15 protein-coding genes and 1 pseudogene are annotated in these 17401 nt (G+C 73.0%); 11 read left to right on the forward strand and 5 right to left on the reverse strand.

Annotated elements, in window-relative coordinates:
* Positions 1 to 27: 27 nt before the first annotated feature.
* Together ACGF5O_RS23050 and ACGF5O_RS23055 are read left to right on the forward strand one after the other, a co-directional pair.
* Positions 28 to 1524 (forward strand): hypothetical protein, encoded by a 1497-nt coding sequence (locus ACGF5O_RS23050; RefSeq protein ID WP_393811743.1) that lies wholly within the window; start codon positions 28 to 30, stop codon positions 1522 to 1524.
* A 5-nt stretch (positions 1525 to 1529) separates the two neighbouring features.
* Entirely contained in the window at positions 1530 to 2468 is a 939-nt protein-coding gene (locus ACGF5O_RS23055; protein ID WP_393811744.1) for a lysylphosphatidylglycerol synthase domain-containing protein, read from the forward strand.
* 64 nt (positions 2469 to 2532) lie between these two features.
* On the opposite strand, the gene ACGF5O_RS23060 is transcribed toward ACGF5O_RS23055, so the two are convergent.
* The 5 genes from ACGF5O_RS23060 to ACGF5O_RS23080 form a co-directional block, all read right to left on the reverse strand.
* Positions 2533 to 3279 (reverse strand): response regulator transcription factor, encoded by a 747-nt coding sequence (locus ACGF5O_RS23060; RefSeq protein ID WP_393811745.1) that lies wholly within the window; start codon positions 3277 to 3279, stop codon positions 2533 to 2535.
* A gap of 69 nt (positions 3280 to 3348) precedes the next feature.
* Entirely contained in the window at positions 3349 to 6000 is a 2652-nt protein-coding gene (locus ACGF5O_RS23065) for an FtsX-like permease family protein (protein ID WP_393811746.1), read from the reverse strand.
* Positions 5997 to 6644, reverse strand: coding sequence for an ABC transporter ATP-binding protein (locus tag ACGF5O_RS23070; RefSeq protein ID WP_393811747.1), 648 nt, complete (start codon positions 6642 to 6644; stop codon positions 5997 to 5999). The genes ACGF5O_RS23065 and ACGF5O_RS23070 overlap by 4 nt, the downstream gene beginning before the upstream one ends.
* Positions 6645 to 6753: 109 nt before the next feature.
* Complete coding sequence (locus ACGF5O_RS23075) at positions 6754 to 7479, reverse strand: ABC transporter ATP-binding protein (RefSeq protein WP_393811748.1); 726 nt, start codon at positions 7477 to 7479, stop codon at positions 6754 to 6756.
* A 5-nt stretch (positions 7480 to 7484) separates the two neighbouring features.
* Positions 7485 to 8138, reverse strand: a complete 654-nt coding sequence (locus ACGF5O_RS23080) for a hypothetical protein (RefSeq protein WP_393811749.1) — start codon at positions 8136 to 8138, stop codon at positions 7485 to 7487.
* 154 nt (positions 8139 to 8292) lie between these two features.
* Here ACGF5O_RS23080 and ACGF5O_RS23085 point away from each other — a divergent pair, with 154 nt between their 5' ends.
* The 9 genes and pseudogenes from ACGF5O_RS23085 (at position 8293) to ACGF5O_RS23125 (ending at position 17392) form a co-directional block, all read left to right on the forward strand.
* Complete coding sequence (locus ACGF5O_RS23085) at positions 8293 to 9615, forward strand: histidine kinase dimerization/phospho-acceptor domain-containing protein (RefSeq protein ID WP_393811750.1); 1323 nt, start codon at positions 8293 to 8295, stop codon at positions 9613 to 9615.
* 402 nt (positions 9616 to 10017) lie between these two features.
* Positions 10018 to 11661, forward strand: coding sequence for a hypothetical protein (locus ACGF5O_RS23090; RefSeq protein WP_393811751.1), 1644 nt, complete (start codon positions 10018 to 10020; stop codon positions 11659 to 11661).
* Positions 11662 to 11781: 120 nt separating this feature from the next.
* Positions 11782 to 11955: pseudogene (locus ACGF5O_RS23095) on the forward strand (transposase); the annotation flags it as partial.
* 132 nt (positions 11956 to 12087) lie between these two features.
* Positions 12088 to 13407, forward strand: a complete 1320-nt coding sequence (gene pcaC, locus ACGF5O_RS23100; RefSeq protein ID WP_393811933.1) for a 4-carboxymuconolactone decarboxylase — start codon at positions 12088 to 12090, stop codon at positions 13405 to 13407.
* A gap of 174 nt (positions 13408 to 13581) precedes the next feature.
* On the forward strand, positions 13582 to 14217 hold the full coding sequence (locus tag ACGF5O_RS23105; protein WP_393811752.1) for an MBL fold metallo-hydrolase: 636 nt from the start codon (positions 13582 to 13584) through the stop codon (positions 14215 to 14217).
* A 123-nt stretch (positions 14218 to 14340) separates the two neighbouring features.
* On the forward strand, positions 14341 to 15120 hold the full coding sequence (locus ACGF5O_RS23110) for an exodeoxyribonuclease III (RefSeq protein ID WP_393811753.1): 780 nt from the start codon (positions 14341 to 14343) through the stop codon (positions 15118 to 15120).
* Positions 15121 to 15136: 16 nt separating this feature from the next.
* The gene (locus tag ACGF5O_RS23115) at positions 15137 to 15544 is read left to right on the forward strand and encodes a DUF6278 family protein (protein WP_393811754.1); all 408 of its coding nucleotides are present in this window, start codon (positions 15137 to 15139) and stop codon (positions 15542 to 15544) included.
* A gap of 167 nt (positions 15545 to 15711) precedes the next feature.
* The gene (locus ACGF5O_RS23120; RefSeq protein WP_393811755.1) at positions 15712 to 16455 is read left to right on the forward strand and encodes an amino acid ABC transporter ATP-binding protein; all 744 of its coding nucleotides are present in this window, start codon (positions 15712 to 15714) and stop codon (positions 16453 to 16455) included.
* 16 nt (positions 16456 to 16471) lie between these two features.
* Positions 16472 to 17392: a glutamate ABC transporter substrate-binding protein gene (locus tag ACGF5O_RS23125; RefSeq protein ID WP_393811756.1), complete on the forward strand. Its 921-nt coding sequence runs from the start codon at positions 16472 to 16474 to the stop codon at positions 17390 to 17392.
* Positions 17393 to 17401 lie beyond the last annotated feature (9 nt).

Consider the following 17401-nt stretch of genomic DNA (forward strand, 5'->3'; position numbering starts at 1 on the left):
TTGGCGCGTGACCAGGAGAGGTGCGAGATGGCCGACGGCTCGAACGCCACGACGACCGGTGCCGCTCGCACCGGCCTCCCGGCGAAGTCCGTCCGGCTGCGCCGGTCACGGGTCGAGCCCCGGCTCGGAGCGGTCGCGGCCGCCTTCACGCTCGCCCAGCTCGTCCTCGTACGACCGGATCTCGGCCTAGGCTGGGACGAGTCCGTCTACGTCAGCCAGGTCAGCGGTCACGTTCCCGCCGCCTACTTCAGCGCGCCCCGCTCCCGCGGCATCTCGCTCCTCGCCGCCCCGGTCGCGTCCTGGTCCGACTCCACCGTCCTGCTCCGGATCTACCTCGCCGTCCTCTCCGGCCTCGCCCTCTACCTCGCCCTGCGCGTCTGGCGGGGCCACCTCGGTCCCGGCGTCCTGGCCCTGTCCGGCGCGCTGTTCGCCTCGCTGTGGGTGACGCTGTTCTACGGCTCCGAGGCCATGCCCAACTACTGGGTCGCCATCGGCGCCCTGGCCTGCGTCGGCTGCTTCCTGCGCGCCCGCGCGAACACCCGGGACCGGGCGGCCTGGTGGGGCGTGTTCGCGGGCGCGGCGCTGATGGCGTGGATGCGCCCGATGGACGCGGTCTACGTCGTGCTGCCGCTGCTCGCTCTCGCCCTGTGCCGCCCGCGCCGCCCACGTCTGCTCGCCGTGCTGGCCGCGGGGCTGGTGGCGGGTGCCGGCGAGTGGGTGATCGAGGCGTACACGAGCTACGGCGGCCTCGCGCGGCGCCTGTCCGCCGCCTCCGCCATCCAGGGCGGCCTCGGCTGGCACCTCGCCGTCGCCGACCAACTGCGCAGCCTCGGCGGGCGTACCCTGTGCCGCCCCTGCACCGGAGCGGCCCCGAGCCCCGTGGTGACCCTGTGGTGGTTCGCGCTGCCGCTCCTCGCCGTCCTCGGCACGGTGGCCGCCGTCCGCGCCCGCCGCGCGCTGCCCGTCCTGCTGCCCGGGGCCTGCGCCGTCACGGCCGCGATCCCCTACCTGTTCCTCATCGGCTACGCGGCCCCCCGCTTCCTGCTGCCCGCCTACGCCCTGCTGGCCCTCCCCGTCGCCCTGGGCCTCGTCCACCTGGTCACCGCCCCGGCCCACCGGGCCGGGCGCGCCCTGGCCGTCGGCCTGGTCGCGATCGGCCTCGCAGGCCATCTGGCCGTGCAGTACGTCGTCCTGGAGCACACCGTGCACAGCTCCGCCGCCTCCCGCGCCGACTGGGCCCGCACCGCCGCCGCCCTCCACACCCGCGGCGTACGGCAGCCCTGTCTGCTCAGCGGCTACGACGCCGTGCCCATCGCCTTCTACGCCGGCTGCGGCTCCGCCCAGACGGCGGGACACGACGCCAGCACCACCGTGGCCGAGCTGAGACGCGCCGCCCACGGCACGGCCTTCGCCGTCCTCGCCCGGCCGGGAAGCCGTCCACCCGGGTACGCCCGCACCTGGCCCGCGGAAAAGGTCGGCGGCCTTCGGGCGTACACGGCTCCCGTCGTACGGCAGGGGAGGTGACCGCCGTGACCGCGACCGAGAGCCTGCCGATCACCCCGGGCAGGCGCCTGTACGTCCAACTGGGCGTCACCCTGGCGGTGTTGGTCGCCGCGGGCGGGATGCTCGTCGCGCACCGGGGCACGCTGGACAGCGGCACCGACCGGCTGGCCGCCGCCGACCGGGAGTGGCTGGTGCTCGCCTGCCTCGCCGCGGTGGGAACCTGGGTGTGCGCGGCCGTGGCGCAGCAGGGGGCGGTGGTCGAACGGCTGCCCAGGGGGCGGCTGGTGGCGGCGCAGTTCGCGGCCGGCGCCGCCAACCACCTCCTTCCGGCGGGGGCCGGGGCGACGGTGGTCAACCTGCGGTTCCTGACCCGGTGCGGGCTGTCCATGAGGCGCTCGGCGACCGCGCTGGCGGTGAAGGCGGCCGTCGGCGGGATCGTCCGGTGCGCGCTGGGCGTGGTCCTGCTCCTCGCCTCGCCCGGCACGGTCCGTCTCTCCGCGCGGGCCCCGCAGCTGCTGGTCCTGCTGCCGGTGGCGGCCGGAGCCGTCGTCCTGGTGGTCGCGGTCAGCGGTCGCCTCAGACGACTGGTGGCCCGGGCCTTCGCCGACGTGCGGGCCGTGCACCGGTACCGGGCGCGGGCCTGTGCGCTGTGGGGCGGGTCGGTCGCGTTCGCGCTGCTGCACGCCGGTGTGGTCGTCGCTGTGGTCCATGCGATCGGCCTCGGCCTTCCCGCGAGCCGTGTGGTCATGGCCTACCTGGTCGCCAGCGGCGCGGCGGCGCTGCTGCCCACGCCGGGCGGACTGGGCTCGCTGGACGCCGCGCTCGCACTCGCGCTCACGGCGGCCGGCGCGCCGGGCCCTGCGGCGGTGTCGGCGGTCCTCGGCTACCGCCTGCTGACCGGATGGCTGCCGCTGGCCCCGGGTCTGCTGGTCCTGGCGCTGCTCGCCCGGCGCTCGGCACTGTGAACCACCAAGGCCTGCTCGCCGTACCGCGAGCTGCTCCCCGTACCGGGGCGCCGTGCGCGCGTTCTCAATCCGGCGGATCGGGTTGCCGTTCCAGCCGGTACCCGTGGCCCCGCAACGTGGTGATCCGGGGCAGCCGCGACTGCCTCCCCTCCGCCCGCGCCGCCTCGGTGAGTCTGCGGCGCAGGCCCGCAAGCGTCACGTCGAGGGTCTTGGTGGAGCCGAACCAGTTCTCGTCCCACACCTCGGCCATCAGCGTCTCGCGTGAGACCGCCTCGCCGGCCCGCTCGGCCAGCACCGCGAGCAGGTCGAACTCCTTGGCCCGCAGCGGGACGTCGATGCCGAGCAGCGCGCAGCGACGGGCCGTCACATCGACGACCAGATCACCCAGCCGCACCGGCTCCCGGGCCGGCACGGCCGCCACGTGCCGCCTGAGGTGGGCCCGCAGCCGGGCGAGCAGCACGGTCAGGCTGAACGGCTTGACCAGGTAGTCGTCGGCGCCGGCGTCCAGCCCGGCGATGATGTCGATGTCGTCGGTCCGTGCCGTCAGTACGACGATCAGCAGGTCGGGGAGTCGGGCGCGCAGCTGCCGGGCGACGTCCAGACCGTCCATGTCCGGCAGCCCCAGATCCAGCAGCAGTACCTCGTACGGTGCCCGCCCGGCCTCCGCCAGTGCGCCCGCCCCGGTCCGGCACCACGTCGGGGCGTAGTCGTGGCCGCGCAGGCCGGTCTCCAGGTGGCGGCCGATGGTGTCGTCGTCCTCGACGACGAGGACGCGCAGTCGGCTGCGGTCCGGTGCGGCGGGCGTGCGCATGGTCGACAGCCTAGAAGTCACCGGGCCGGGGGGCCCGTCGAGGGTGCCCGCCGCTGGTGCACGCCGGGTTCACAGGTCGCGAAGCTCCTCCACGGCCGGGCGGCGGCTGCCGCGGATGCCGTTGAGGGCCGCCGCCAGGATGGCGGCGACGGCGGCCGCCCCGGTGAGTGCCAGGTAGGCGCCGGGGACCGACAGGGCCGCGGGCGGCGGATCGAAGACGCCGGTCAGGACCTTGACCAGCATCTCCGACAGGGCCCAGCCGATGAGGGCGCCTCCGGCCAGGCCGCCGACGGCCAGCAACAGGGCCTCGGAGAGGACCATGCCCCGCAGGTGGCGCGGCCGGGCGCCGAGGACGGTGGCGATGGCGAAGGTCCGGCGGCGCTCGGCGAGTCCGAGGGCGAGGACCAGGCCGCCGGCCCCGGCGGCGAGCAGGACGGCGAAGGCGAGCTCGATCCGGGTGAGACCGGCCAGGTCGACCGAGGTCAGGCTGGTGCCGACGGTGCCGCGGGTCTGGGTGAGGTCGGTGACGGTGGCCCGCGTACCGAGCTGCCCCCGCAGGTGGGCGGCGATCCGCTGCTGGTTCGTGCCGCCGGTGTCGAGAAGGAAGGCACCCACCGAGTCGTCGCCGGTGGCCTTGGCGATGTAGGAGGCGTTGGCGACGAAGAAGCTGTCCTTGGGCGCGGTGGGGAACTCCTTGGCGATGCCGGCGTAGTGGAAGGGGACCGTGCGCAGGGACTTGGTGCGCGCGTCCTGGATGCGCAGGTTGACGGTGTCGCCCGGGGCGAGCTGGAAGTCGTTGACGGTCTCGACGCTGACGAGGAGGTTGTCGGGGCGCTGCGCGAGGCGGCGCATCAGCTGGTCGGCGGTGCCACCGGCGAAGTAGGCGTCCTGGAGCGAGGTGGCCCCGGCGACGCTGTCCGGCCGGATGCCGTAGAGGTCCTGGAGGTCGGAGCCGACGTAGGCGAAACGGTGCTGGAGGGGTTCGACGTGCCGTACGCCGGAGATCTTCAGCGCCGCTCCGGCCGCGGGCGGGACGTGGGCACCCGGGGGTTCGGTGACGGTGACGTCGGCGCCGTTGGTCAGCCGGGCGTCGACCTCGGCCTGCTGGTGGTAGGTGGCGTTGAAGACGGCGGTGGAGATCGCGAAGGAGACGGCGAGAGCGAGCAGGACCACCGACCGCGCGAACGGGCGGCGGCGCCGGGCCAGAACGGCGGCGGTGGTACCGGCCAGGGTCGCGGTCAGCGGCCGGACCAGCCGGGCCAGGGCGGGACGGCCGTGGGCGAGGGCGAGCAGGGTGAGGCGCCACAGGAGCAGGGCCGCGCCGATCCACAGCAGGGCGGGGCCGAGGAAGGCCCAGTACGACACGGAGATGCTGGGGACGCCCTCCGGGGCGAGGACGAGTGCGTACTGGTTGCCGGAGGAGGCACGGAAGACGAGCCACGAGCCGATCAGGAGGGCGAAGTCCAGGCCGTAGCGCATCCACCAGGGCGATCGGGAACGTCGTACGTCCGCCTGCTTGCGGGTGTCGGCGACGGTCACCGTGCGCAGGTCCCGCAGGGCGGGGACGAGGACCGCACCCGCGGCCACCGCGACCCCGAGCACGAAGGCGACGGCGTACCAGAGGGCCCAGGTCCCCGCGCTCGCCCCGAAGGAGGCCGTGCCGAAGGCGAGACGGCCGGTGAGGGCGGCGACGCCCAGCCCGGCCAGACCTCCGGCGAGGCCGATCAGGGCGGCCTCCAGACCGGCGAGTGCGGTGATCTGGCGAGGCCGCAGACCGCGCAGCCGCAGCAACCCCTGTTCCTGCCGGCGCCGTTCGCCGCCGGCCGAGGCGACGGCCGCCGTCAGCGTGGCGGCCAGCACCGCGCCCGGCACACCGAGGAAGAGGAAGAGGATCTGCGCGTACAGGGCGTCCTGACGGGCCGAGTCGAGCGCCGCGCCGACGTTGTTGCCGACCAGGGCCGTGCCGGCCGAGCGGGCTTCGAGGTGGTGGGCGGCGCCGGTGACGGCGGAGTACGCGGAGGCCGGGTCGGAGGGCAGCCGGGTGGTGTCGCGAGCGGCGTGGATCTGGGTGGTGACACCGGTGGCGCCGCGGGTGAGGTCGGCGAACTGGGTGGCGGGGAGGAGGACGACGTTGTCCGGGGGCGCCGTCGGCTGGGACTGGCTGGGAGCGCCGACGGTCTGGAAGAGGGAGTCGGCCTGCGGCAGGTCGACCACACCGTCCACCTTCACCTGACGCAGACCGGCACCGGGAAACTGGATGCCGATGGTGTCGCCGGGGGCCGCGTGCAGGTTGGAGGCGGTCTGCTGGGCCAGCAGGACGCCGGTGGACGAGCCGGAGAGCGTGCGGACGGCGTCGGGGAACCGGGCGCGGTAGCCGTCGGGCAGGCCGAGGGCCATGCCGGGGCCGGTGGCCTGGGTGCTTCCCTGCACGCGCGCGGTGAAGCCGCTGGTGTGCGCGAAGCCGACGGGCAGGGCGGTGCGGGTGCCCGGGGCCCCGGCCACCAGGGACAGGACCGCACGCGGGTCGGCGCCGGGCTGCACCTGGACCTGCCAGTCCACGGAGACCGAGCGCACGGCCCGCTGGGTCATGGTCGCTTTCGACGCGGTGAGGAAGGAGCCGAGCGCGGCGACCAGGGCGACCGCGAGCGCGATGCCGGTCAGGGCGGCCAGCAGCCGTCCGGTGCGGTGGCGGGCCAGTCCGCCCGCCCAGGTGGTGATCACGACACTTCCTCGGGGGTGAGCAGCCGTCCGTCGCGCATGCCGCGGCGGACGGTGAGCCGGGCGGCGACGGCGGGGTCGTGGGTGGTGACGACGAGGGCCGCGCCGGTGCGGTCGGCGGCCGTCAGCAGGGCGTCCAGGACGTGGGCGCCGGTGGCGTGGTCGAGTCGCCCGGTGGGTTCGTCGGCGAGGATCAGACGTGGCGCCCGGGCCAGGACCCGGGCGGCGGCCACCCGCTGCGCCTGGCCACCGGAGATCTCCTCGGGGAGCCGGTCGGCCAGGTCGGCGGCGTCCACCAGGGCGAGTGCCGCGAGCGCGCACCGTCGCGCCTCGCCCTCCGGACGATCGGTGAGGACCAGGGGGAGAGCGGTGTTCTCCACCACGTTCAGGGCCGGTATCAGGCTGTCGCCCTGGAAGACCAGACCGATGTCGTACGGCCCGAGCGCGGCCGCCCGTGTGACGGTGCCGCTCGTGGGCTGCTCCAGCCCGGCGAGCAGGTGCAGCAGCGAGCTCTTGCCCGACCCCGAGGGGCCGACGACCGCGAGCCGGTCCCCGGCCCGGATCTCCAGGTCGGCCCCGTGCACGGCCACGACCGCCTGAGGCCCACGACCGAAGGTCAGGGCCGCGCCCGCGCAACTGACAAGCACCTCGTCCGACGTATCGTGCGACGTCTTATCCGTCTCGCGCGACGTCCCATCCGTCTCGTGCGACGTCCCATCCGTCTCGTACGGCATCTCATCCGTCTCGTAGGGCATTTCATCCGACGGCATCGCGTGCCTCCTCGTGGTCCTGCCGCCGGGCATCGGTGGCCTTCCCGTCCGTCAGGGTGATCACCCGGTCCGCGATACGGACTGCTTCCCGGCTGTGCGTGACGATCAGCACCGCGCACCCCTCCGCGGCCCGCTCCCGCAGCATCGTCAGCACCAACCGCTCCGTCTCGCCGTCGAGTTCACCGGTCGGTTCGTCGGCGAGCAGGACGGCCGGGGAGTTGGCCAGCGCGACGGCGAGCCCGGCCCGCGCCAGCTCTCCGCCGGACAACTGGCGCGGCAGGGCGTGCGCCCGGTCGGCGAGCCCTACCCGAGCCAGTAGTTCGCCGGCCGGGACGAGGGCCCTGCGGCCCTGCGCCCGCTGCGGCAGGCGGACGTTGTCGCGCACGCTGAGGTGCGGCAGCAGGTTGCGGGTCTGGAGCAGGACGCCGATGTGCCGGGCCCGCAGCCGGGCGCGCTCGGTCTCGGGCCGATGGCTGATCCGTACGCCGTCGACGTGGACCTCGCCGCCGGAGGGCTCGTCGAGTCCGGCGAGGCACGCCAGCAGGGTCGACTTGCCGGCCCCGGACGGGCCCACGACCGCGACCGTCTCGCCACGACGCACCCTCAGCGACACCCCGCGCAGCGCGAGCGTCTCCTCCTCGCCGGCCCGGTAGAAGCGGTACAGCTCGCGGGCCGTGAGGACATCGCCGGCAGTCTGTGTGCCGAAGGACATGGTGCTCACCGCCAGGTGAACGAGTCGCTGACGATGCGCCACGGATCGACGTTGTCGGCCTTGACCGGTCCGGACAGGGTCAGGTCCACCTCGTGCCCCGCGCGGTAGAACGCGTACCGCTCGAACGCGTCCCGCACCACCTTGCCGGTGACCGGGTCCCTCGCCGAGTCGCCCTGATAGGTCAGCAGGACCACCCGGCCGGCGTGCCGGGTCACCTCACTCACCTTGGGTGCGGAGAACTTCGGTACCTGGGAACGGAGTTGAGGTACAACCGTGTTGGTGACCGAGCCGGTCGTGGGCGCGCCGGAGGCGGAGACCGGGGTGATCCGCACGGTGTTGAGCTTGTCGGTGAACGCGGTGGTGCCGCCCTGGTTCGTGCGGGCCCAGCCCTCGGGCACCTTCACGGTGAAGCCGGTGGAGGAACCGCCGGTCGGCCGGTAGACGACGTACACCTGGTTGTCGGGGATGTCACCGGGCGGATTGGACTCGGTGGGTGCCGGCTGGTTCTGTCCGCTGACAGTGGCCGAACCGGATGCGGGGCTGCCGGAGCCGCCGTGCGACCCGGAGCCGCCGTGCGACCCGGAACCGGAACAGCCGGCGGTCACCGCCGCCGCGAGGGTGAGCCCGACGACCGCGTACGTCCTTGTGCGTGCTGCCATGGCCACTGCCCTCCAGGGGAGTCCTCGGACCGGACGGTCATGGCACCGACGCTAGGAGGAGGCCGGTTAAGGCCCCGCTCACCGAGGGTTAGACGACGGCAAAACCGGGTGGCGCAGCGCATCCGCCCAGGTGAACGGCGCGCATGATGAGGGCATGAGACAGCGCGTGGTGCGAGTCGCCCTGACCGCCGCTCTGGTCGCCGTCCTCCTCCTGGCCGTCCCGCTGGCCCTGGCGATCAGGTCGTCCCTGTACGCGGACCAGCGCGACACCCTGGAGCGGTCGGCCCTGGCCGCGGCCGTACACGTGAGCCCGGACTTCGTGACCGGCGACCCGGTGGAACTGCCCGCGCCGCCGTCCGGCGGGCGTCTCGGCCTGTACGACCCTCAGTCGCGGCTGCGCGCGGGCAGCGGCCCCCGGTCCGCCGACGCCCCGGTCCGGCAGAGCCTCGGCGGTGAGGTGGCACGGAGCCGGGCGGGCCGGGACCTGGTGGTGGCCGTGCCCGTCTCCCACGCCGAGAAGGTGATCGGCGTCGTACGGGCCTCGTCTCCCGCCGATGCCGTACGGAACCGGGTCGCTGTCGCCTGGCTCCTGCTGCTCGGCGTCGCCGTCCTCGCGCTGACCGTCGCCGTCCTCGTCGCCCGCCGTCAGGCCCGGGTGCTGGCCGCGCCACTGGAGGACCTCTCCCGCCAGTGCAGGGCGGTGACCGAAGGCGACCTGAACGTACGGGCCGCCCCGAGCGGCGTCGCCGAGATCGACCAGGTCGCCCGCACCCACAACGAGATGCTGCACACCCTTTCGGAACTCCTGCGCCGCGAACGCGACTTCACCGCCAACGCCTCCCACCAGCTGCGCACTCCGCTCACCGGCCTGCAACTCGCCCTGGAGGCGGGCCTCGCCCAGGACGACGACGCCCGGCTGCGGCCCGTACTGGCCGAGGCGCTGGCGACCACCCAACGCCTGCACCACACGGTGGAGGAGGTGCTGCGCCTGTCCCGCTCCGGAGAAACGGCTCGCCCCACCGCCGGGACGATCGCTGTACGGCAGCTGCTGCGGGAGACGGAGGACCGGTGGCACGGCCTCTTCGCCCAGGACGGCAGACGCCTGGAGTGTGCCACCCAGGAGGCACCGGCCGACCTCCGGGTTCCGGGCGCGTCCGTCTCGGAGGTGCTCGGGATCCTGCTGGACAACGCCCGGGTGCACGGGCACGGCACGGTACGCGTGGCGGTGCGGGACCTGGAGGACGCCCTCGCCTTCGACGTGAGCGACGAGGGCGCCGTGACCGGCGAGCCGTCACGGCTCTTCGCCCGCGGGCGCACCGGCGACGGTGCGGGAACCGGCATCGGCCTGGCCCTCGCCCGTGAACTGGCCGTCTCGCTCGGAGGCAGGCTCTCCCTGACCAACCGGCACCCGGCCACGTTCACCTTGCTCCTTCCCGTCGACCAGGACGAGACACAGGGGGCGGGGACACCGAGGTGAGACGGGCCGCTGCGCCTCCGCGAGGCGGGGGTAAGAGGCGGGCGCCTTCTGCCGGGTGATTTCACGCAAACCGCTTACCGCCTACAGCCTTGTAGACGCTAGATGAACTGAAGATGATCGAGACGGGGCGTCCACTCGTCCCTGCCCTGAACGGTGAGAGCGTGAGCTCCGCCCCGGGGCGGTCGGACGAGCCTCCGGCGCGGCGGCACCGGCCGGTCCAGCACCTGCGATCGCCGCCCGGCGGGGGCGAGGCAGAGGAGGCAGTCCTTGGCAGGCACCCGTCCTGGCGGAGTGGGCGTCGAGATCCGTCGCCGTGCCGCGCCGCATCCGGCGGTACCGCCCCCGACCCGCACCCTGGTCCGGGATGTCCCGGACGCCGGACCCCAACAGTGGCATCGGGGCATGACCCTGATGGCCACGATCAGCCTCTTCATCGGCACGCGCGCCGCCTGGACGACCGCGATGGCCTCGCGTCCGCCGGTCGCCGCCGTCATCTCCGTCTGCTACGCCGCGATCCTCGTCTGCGCCGTCCTCGCCCTCCTCGTACGGAGCCGCCGGGCCCTGATCGGGGTCGACGCGGCGGTACTGGTCACCGCCGTCGCGCTGGTGAGCTGCGGCTACCTGCTCGACCACACGGGTGCGGACGAAGCCGCGCTGACCGCCCAGGCCGCGAACCAGATCCTGCACGGCCGTCCGGTCTACGGTCAGCCGTGGCCCTGGCTGTTCGGTACGCACGGCGTCGGGATCACCAAGACCATGTCCGGCGGCGCCGACTACACGTACGGCTATCCGCCGCTGACCGCCCTGCTGGCCGCGCCGGTGCACGCCGTCCTCCACTCGACGGCGGCCGCCACTCTGGTCCCCACCGTCGCCCTGCTGGCCTCCTCGGTCCTGCTGTGGTTCCTGCTGCCGGCGCCCTGGCGGTCGGCGGGCACGGCCGTCTGTCTCGGCTTCGGCCTCCTTCCCCACTACGCCTACGCCGGCTACCCGGCCGTCACTGCCCTCGCCCTGCTCGTCCCCGTCGTGGTCCGCTGGCCCGACACGGGCAAGGGCGGCCATCTGGAGGGCAGGGGTGTACTGCGGGCGGCCTGTCTGGGCGCCGCCTGCGCTGCCCAGCAACTCGCCTGGTTCCTCGCCCCGTTCCTCCTGATCGGCCTGTATGCCGTCCGGCGCGGTGAACTCGGCCCCCGGCGCGCCCTCGCGGTCACCGCTCGCTACACGGCCACCGCCGCTCTCACCTGGTCCGCGGTCAACGCCTACTTCGCCGTCCAGGACTTCCCGGCCTGGCTGCACGGGATCCTGCTGCCGATGGAGCAGAAGGCGATCCTGCACGGCCAGGGCGTGATGGGCATCTCCTACTACTTCACCGACGGCAGCAGCCGCCTCGACTACTACTCGTACGGCAGCCAGCTGCTCCTGCTCGGCCTGCTCACGGCCACGCTGCTGTTCGTCCGGCGACTGGGCCCGGCTCTCACGATCCTTCCCTGGACGGCGTTCTATCTGGCCACGCGTTCCCAGGACGGCTACTTCCTGATGATGACCCCGCTGTGGCTGGCGGCCGCCGCAACCGTGCCGGCCGCCGCGTTCGCCACCGCCTGGCAGCCGCGCCTGCCGCGCTTCGCCGACCGCCGAGCCAAGGCCGTCGTCGCGGCAGGGCTGCTCGCCCCCGCCCTCGCCTGCGTCGTGATCGCCGCCGCGAGCCCACCACCGCTGCACATGAGCCTCACGCCGCACTTCGCCAAGCGCGGGTCCCGTGTCGGTGTCACCGCCATCGACGTCCGCGCCGTCAACACCACAGGCACGGCCCTCGAGCCCCACTTCGCGAGCCGAACCGGCCAGGGCGCCTCCAACTGGTGGACGATCGCCTCGGGTCCGACCGTCCTGGCCCCGCACGCCTCCGCCGACTACCGAGTGGAACCCGAGGGAGGTTTCCGCCCGATACCCGGCGGCCACGGCCCCGGAACCCGTCTCATCGCCGTCACCGGCACACCGATGACGATCACCTCCGCCTACATCCCGGCCGCCACTTCCGGCGCCGGGGCATGATCCGGGCCGTAGCTCCGGTCACCGCGGTGTGTGCCTGGAGGTGTTCCGTCGAGGTGGTATTCCGGCGGCGACGGCGCAGGATCCTCGCCTTGGCGGCCGGAGCCGTCGTTGCTGATCACCGTGGGGGACAACCCGGAACGGCCGGTCAGTGAGGCGTCGTTCGCCGCGCTGTGCGGTGTGAGGCCGGTCGGGCGTTCCGGGAGGCGTTGGCGGTTCCGTCGCCTCGTCCGTGGTGGTGACCGGCAGGCAGATGCAGTGCTCCACCGTATTGTGTTCGCCCGTGTGCGGGTCGCCCCGTGCATCCAGAGCTCCGGTGTCCCGAACGCTCCGTCGCCCGAGAGGTCGAGCGGTCGTTCACCTGATCCGGCCCGTCTCTTCACAGCCCCCGTCATAGGGGCCGTAGGGAGATGTGGGAGCGTGAGTCGGGTGAGTGAGAGTACGTCCTACCCCCTGCAATACCGATTTGACGGGCCGGAAGAGGCTCCGGTGCTGGTCCTGGGCCCGTCGCTGGGTACCACCTGGCACATGTGGGACCGCCAGATCCCGGAGCTGGTCCAGCAGTGGCGGGTCTTCCGCTACGACCTGCCCGGGCACGGCGGCGCGCCGGCGCACCCGGCCGGTTCCGTGGCCGAACTGACCGCACGGCTGCTGGCCACGCTGGACTCCTTCGGCGTGCAGCGCTTCGGCTACGCGGGCTGCGCGCTCGGCGGAGCCGTCGGCATCGAGCTGGCGCTGCGGCACCCGGAGCGGATCGCCTCGCTGGCGCTGGTCGCCACCTCGCCCCGGTTCGGGTCGCCGGACGAGTTCCGGCAGCGCGGTGTGATCGTACGGACGAACGGCCTGGACCCGATCGCCCGGACCTCGCCCGAGCGCTGGTTCACCGGCGGGTTCGCCGCCGCCCAGCCCGCGATCACCGAGTGGGCCGTCCAGATGGTCCGCACCACCGACCCCGGCTGCTACATCGCCTCCTGCGAGGCGCTGGCCGGCTTCGACGTACGGCACGAAATCGGCCGGATCGGCGTCCCCACCCTCGTCCTGGTCGGTTCCGACGACCAGGTCACCGGCCCCGCCGAGGCCCGCACCCTGGTCGCCGGGATCCCGGACGCCCGGCTCGCGGTCGTACCCGGCGCCTCCCACCTGGTCCCGGTCGAGCAGCCCGCCGCCGTCACCGATCTGCTGGTCCGGCACTTCTCCACCGCCTGGCAGCCCGCGTACGACTCGACCACCGGCCAGATCGCCATCCCGGCGGCCCCGGTGAAGCCGGTACTGCCCGCCGCGCCCCAGGCCGTGCCGCAGGTCGCGCCCCAGTTCACGCCGATCGCCGAGATCGCCCCGCCCATCGCCGCGCCGCAGCCGCTGGGGCGGCCCGACCCCTACGACGCCGGGCTGAAGGTCCGCCGGGAGGTGCTCGGGGACGCGCACGTGGACCGGGCGCTGGCGCAGGCCGACGAGTTCTCCGGGGACTTCCAGGAGTTCGTCACCCGCTACGCGTGGGGCGAGATCTGGGACCGGCCGGGCCTCGACCGGCGTTCGCGCAGCTGTGTCACGCTCACCGCGCTCGTCGCGGGCGGCCATCTGGAGGAGCTGGGCTTCCACGTCCGCGCCGCGCTGCGCAACGGCCTCACCCCGGTCGAGATCAAGGAAGTGCTGCTCCAGGCGGCGGTGTACTGCGGGGTACCGGCCGCGAACAGCGCGTTCCGGGTGGCCCAGCAGGTGATCCGGGAGGAGACCACTCCCGAGGGGTGAGGGATCCCGTGGACCGGGGAGTTCCAGCGGGTTCAGGGATCCCTGCCGGCCGGGGAGCCCCGGGGGCTGGGACACCCCGGGGGCTGAGGCGTCCCCGAGGACTACAGGACCCGAGGACTACAGGACGAGGCGTCCCCGAAGACTGCGGGACGGCCCGGGGGCAGGATGGTGACCATGAAGCTCACCAAGAAGTCCCACGCGTGCGTGCGCCTGGAGAAGGACGGGCGCACGCTCGTCCTCGACCCCGGAGGGTTCAGCGAGGAGGACGCGGCCGTCGGCGCGGACGCGATCCTGATCACCCACGAGCACGCCGACCACTTCGACGAGGGCCGGCTGCGGGCCGCGCTGGACGCCGATCCGGCTGCCGAGATCTGGACCCTGAAGTCCGTCGCCGACCAGTTGACGGCGGCCTTCCCGGGCCGGGTGCACACCGTCGGCCACGGCGACACCTTCACCGCCGCCGGCTTCGACGTCCAGGTGCACGGCGAGCTGCACGCGGTGATCCACCCGGACATCCCGCGCATCACCAACGTCGGGTACCTGATCGACGGAGGCAGGGTCTTCCACCCCGGCGACGCCCTCACCGTCCCCGACCACCCCGTCGAGACGCTGATGCTCCCTGTGATGGCGCCCTGGAACAAGATCTCCGAGGTCATCGACTACGTCCGCGAGGTGAAGCCGCAGCGCGCCTACGACATCCACGACGCCCTGCTCACCGACCTCGCCCGGCCCATCTACGACCGCCAGATCGGCGCCCTGGGCGGCGCGGAGCATCTGCGGCTGGCCGCGGGGGCCTCGGCGGACGTCTGAGGCCGCAAGTCCGAGGCCGGATGTCCGAGGCCGGATGTCCGAGGGCGGGCGGGCGTGCGAGGGCGGGCGTGCGGGGCCGGGCGTCCGAGGCCGTTGTCAGAGGGGCCCGGTAGGTTGTGGAGCATGCGCATCGCGACCTGGAACGTGAACTCGATCACCGCCCGCCTGCCGAGGCTCCTCGCCTGGCTGGAGAGCAGCAACACGGACGTGCTCTGCCTCCAGGAGGCCAAGCTCGCCGAGGAGCAGTTCCCGTTCGAGCCGCTGCGCGAGCTGGGCTACGAGGCCGCGGTGAACGCCACCGGGCGGTGGAACGGCGTGGCGGTGCTCTCCAGAGTCGGCCTGGAGGACGTCGTCAAGGGCCTGCCCGGCGACCCGGGCTACGAGGGCAGCGTGGAGCCCCGCGCGGTCTCGGCGACCTGCGGGGCGGTCCGGGTCTGGTCGGTGTACGTGCCCAACGGCCGCGAGGTGGACCACCCGCACTACGCCTACAAGCTCCAGTGGTTCGAGGCGCTGAAGGCCGCCGTCGCCGGGGACGCGGGCGGCAGCCGCCCCTTCGCGGTCCTCGGTGACTACAACGTGGCTCCGACGGACGACGACGTCTTCGACGTGGCCGCCTTCGAGGGCCTCACCCATGTCACCCCGGCCGAGCGCGCGGCCCTCGCCTCTCTGCGCGAGGCCGGCCTCTCCGACGTCGTGCCGCGCCCGCTGAAGTACGACCACCCGTTCACCTACTGGGATTACCGCCAGCTCGGCTTCCCCAAGAACCGCGGCATGCGCATCGATCTGGTGTACGGCAACGAAGCATTCGGCAAAGCCGTGAAGGACGCCTACGTCGACCGCGAGGAGCGCAAGGGAAAGGGCGCTTCCGATCATGCCCCGGTGGTGGTGGACCTGGAGGTGTGAGTGTCAACCTGGGACCATGAACATCCCCTTCCTGGGCAACAGCCACGGCAAGACCGGTGACGTCCCCCACCGAGCCGACCCCGATCTGCTCGCCGAGTGCGAGCTCCTGCGCGCCCAGGCGGCCGAGGACGGTGTCGCGCTCGACGACACCCCGGCCTCGCTGGAGGCCCTCGACCAGCTGCTCCCGCGCTGGCGGGATGACGAGGAGACCCTGACCTGGCTCGGCACCGACGCCGGTCTGTATCTGGGTACCGTCCTGACCCGGACCGTGCCCGGCGCCGAGTGGGAGATCCGGGCGGACGGGGAGCCGGTCGTACGGCTCGCGTCCGGACGGGAGTTCGAGGTCGTCGAGTCGGGGCACGACTGGGCCGCCAGCGGGGTCCCCGAGCTCTCCCAGCTCTACGCGGAGGTCGCCGAGGCCTGAACGGCTGCCGCCCGCGCTGCGATCGGGGGGTGAGGGGGAGCGAGGGGAGTGATAAAGACGGCTTAAATACGGCTTATGCCCGATAGGTGCGTGTCGTGCCTCAAGGTCACCCGCGGCTGGATAGTTTGCGGCAACCACGACACAGCTGAGAGCGGGTAGGGCTGCGGATGGCCGTCGATCCTCTGATCGAACTGCGGGACGTCAACAAGTACTACGGCGAGCTCCATGTCCTCCAGGGCATCGATCTCACCGTCGGCAAGGGCGAGGTGGTCGTCGTCATCGGCCCCTCGGGGTCGGGAAAGTCGACGCTGTGCCGGACGATCAACCGCCTGGAGACCGTCGAGTCCGGGACGATCACGCTCGACGGCCGGCCGCTGCCCCAGGAGGGCAAGGCCCTCGCGAAGCTCCGCGCCGAGGTCGGCATGGTCTTCCAGTCCTTCAACCTGTTCGCCCACAAGACGGTCCTGCAGAACGTCTCCCTCGCCCAGATCAAGGTCCGCGGGCGCACGAGGGACCAGGCGGACCGGCGCTCGCGTGAACTCCTCGACCGCGTCGGCCTGTCGGCGCACACCGGGAAGTACCCCGCACAGCTCTCCGGGGGCCAGCAGCAGCGCGTCGCCATCGCCCGCGCCCTCGCCATGGAACCCAAGGCCCTCCTCTTCGACGAACCCACCTCCGCCCTCGACCCCGAGATGATCAACGAGGTCCTTGAGGTCATGCGGCAGCTCGCCCGGGACGGCATGACCATGGTCGTCGTCACCCACGAGATGGGCTTCGCCCGCTCCGCCGCCCACCGGGTCGTCTTCATGGCCGACGGCCGCATCGTCGAGGACCGCACCCCGGAGGAGTTCTTCACCGCCCCGCGCAGCGAGCGCGCCAGGGATTTCCTGTCCAAGATCCTCAAGCACTGAGCGGGGAGTGCCAGCCATGGTCCGTACCACCCGTGTGCCCGCCGCCCTGGCCCTGTGCACCGCGCTGCTCGGCGGAGCCGTCGCCGGCTGCGGCAAGGAGGGCAGCCCGCCGCGCAAGGGCCCCGCGGCCGACAAGCTCCCCGAATACGAGGTCGCGCAGGACTTCCGGCTGCCGGACTCGCCGACCTGGACCCGGGCGAAGAAGCGCGGCTACTTCGTCGTCGGCGTCAAGGAGGACCAGCCCTACCTCGGCGAGCGGGACCCGGCCACCGGCGTCTACTCGGGCTTCGACATCGAGATCGCCAGGATGATGTCCGCCTCCCTCGGCCTCGCCCCGAAGACGATCCGCTTCCGCACCATCGCCTCCGCCAACCGCGAGACCGCCCTGCAGAACGGCCAGATCGACTACTACGTCGGCACCTACACCATCAACGACAACCGCAAGAAGCTGGTCGGCTTCGCGGGTCCCTACTACATGGCCGGCCAGTCCCTGCTGGTGCGCCACGACGAGAACGACATCCACGGCCCCCAGGACCTGGCCGGCAAACGCGTCTGCTCGGCGGCCGGTTCGACGCCGTACCAGCGGATCAGGACCGACTACCCGAAGGCGGTCCTGGTCGCCTACGACACGTACTCCGTCTGTGTCGACAACCTGCTCACCTACCAGGTCGACGCCGTCACCACCGACGACGCCATCCTCATCGGCTACGCGGCGAAGGCCCCCGGCGAACTCAAGGTCGTCGGCAGGCCCTTCTCGAAGGAGCCGTACGGCATCGGCGTCCCCCGCGGCGACACCGCCCTGCGCTTCGCGATGGACGACGCATTGGAGGCACGTGAGAAGAACGGCGACTGGAAGAAGGCGTACGAGGCGACGCTCGGCCTGTCCGGCGTACCCGCCCCGGCACCGCCCCCGATCGACCGCTATCCGGCGAGCTGAGCGAGGACG

Source organism: Streptomyces sp. NPDC048291 (assembly GCF_043201715.1).
GTDB lineage: Bacteria > Actinomycetota > Actinomycetes > Streptomycetales > Streptomycetaceae > Streptomyces.

Bases quoted from the DNA above. Each gene is read 5' to 3' on its own strand.
- ACGF5O_RS23050 (WP_393811743.1), top strand. From the start codon at position 28: ATGGCCGACGGCTCGAACGCCACGACGACCGGTGCCGCTCGCACCGGC.
- ACGF5O_RS23060 (WP_393811745.1), bottom strand. From the start codon at position 3,279: ATGCGCACGCCCGCCGCACCGGACCGCAGCCGACTGCGCGTCCTCGTC.
- ACGF5O_RS23075 (WP_393811748.1), bottom strand. From the start codon at position 7,479: ATGTCCTTCGGCACACAGACTGCCGGCGATGTCCTCACGGCCCGCGAG.
- ACGF5O_RS23080 (WP_393811749.1), bottom strand. From the start codon at position 8,138: ATGGCAGCACGCACAAGGACGTACGCGGTCGTCGGGCTCACCCTCGCG.
- ACGF5O_RS23085 (WP_393811750.1), top strand. From the start codon at position 8,293: ATGAGACAGCGCGTGGTGCGAGTCGCCCTGACCGCCGCTCTGGTCGCC.
- ACGF5O_RS23090 (WP_393811751.1), top strand. From the start codon at position 10,018: ATGACCCTGATGGCCACGATCAGCCTCTTCATCGGCACGCGCGCCGCC.
- ACGF5O_RS23105 (WP_393811752.1), top strand. From the start codon at position 13,582: ATGAAGCTCACCAAGAAGTCCCACGCGTGCGTGCGCCTGGAGAAGGAC.
- ACGF5O_RS23110 (WP_393811753.1), top strand. From the start codon at position 14,341: ATGCGCATCGCGACCTGGAACGTGAACTCGATCACCGCCCGCCTGCCG.
- ACGF5O_RS23115 (WP_393811754.1), top strand. From the start codon at position 15,137: ATGAACATCCCCTTCCTGGGCAACAGCCACGGCAAGACCGGTGACGTC.
- ACGF5O_RS23120 (WP_393811755.1), top strand. From the start codon at position 15,712: ATGGCCGTCGATCCTCTGATCGAACTGCGGGACGTCAACAAGTACTAC.
- ACGF5O_RS23125 (WP_393811756.1), top strand. From the start codon at position 16,472: ATGGTCCGTACCACCCGTGTGCCCGCCGCCCTGGCCCTGTGCACCGCG.